General features: G+C 50.3%; 1 rRNA gene. It reads right to left on the reverse strand.

Annotation, left to right across the window (positions count from 1 at the left end):
* Positions 1-1,066, reverse strand: a 16S ribosomal RNA gene (locus ACFX5D_RS16245); the annotation flags it as partial.

Here is a 1,066-nt window from a genome sequence, read left to right on the forward strand (position 1 = left end):
TAGATTCGCTCCTGGTCACCCAGTGGCTGCTCTCTGTACCGGCCATTGTAGCACGTGTGTAGCCCAAGGCGTAAGGGCCGTGATGATTTGACGTCATCCCCACCTTCCTCTCAGTTTGCACTGGCAGTCTCGTTAGAGTTCCCGACATGACTCGCTGGCAACTAACGACAGGGGTTGCGCTCGTTATAGGACTTAACCTGACACCTCACGGCACGAGCTGACGACAACCATGCAGCACCTTGTAAATTGTCTTGCGAAAAGTCTGTTTCCAAACCGGTCAATCTACATTTAAGCCTTGGTAAGGTTCCTCGCGTATCATCGAATTAAACCACATGCTCCACCGCTTGTGCGGGCCCCCGTCAATTCCTTTGAGTTTCATTCTTGCGAACGTACTCCCCAGGTGGGATACTTATCACTTTCGCTTAGCCACTGAGATTGCTCCCAACAGCTAGTATCCATCGTTTACGGCGTGGACTACCAGGGTATCTAATCCTGTTCGCTACCCACGCTTTCGTCCATCAGCGTCAATCCATTAGTAGTAACCTGCCTTCGCAATTGGTATTCCATGTAATCTCTAAGCATTTCACCGCTACACTACATATTCTAGTTACTTCCTAATAATTCAAGTCAGACAGTATCAATGGCCGTTCCACCGTTGAGCGATGGGCTTTCACCACTGACTTATCTGACCGCCTACGGACCCTTTAAACCCAATGATTCCGGATAACGCTTGGATCCTCCGTATTACCGCGGCTGCTGGCACGGAGTTAGCCGATCCTTATTCTTACAGTACCGTCAATCTTCCACACGTGAAAGGGTTTCTTCCTGTACAAAAGCAGTTTACAATCCATAGGACCGTCATCCTGCACGCGGCATGGCTGGATCAGGCTTGCGCCCATTGTCCAATATTCCTCACTGCTGCCTCCCGTAGGAGTCTGGTCCGTGTCTCAGTACCAGTGTGGGGGATCTCCCTCTCAGGACCCCTACCCATCGTAGCCTTGGTATGCCGTTACCATACCAACTAGCTAATGGGACGCATGCTCATCTTTCACCGATAAATCTTTAA

Source organism: Flavobacterium fructosi, from assembly GCF_042787335.1.
Classification (GTDB): Bacteria; Bacteroidota; Bacteroidia; order Flavobacteriales; family Flavobacteriaceae; genus Flavobacterium; species Flavobacterium fructosi.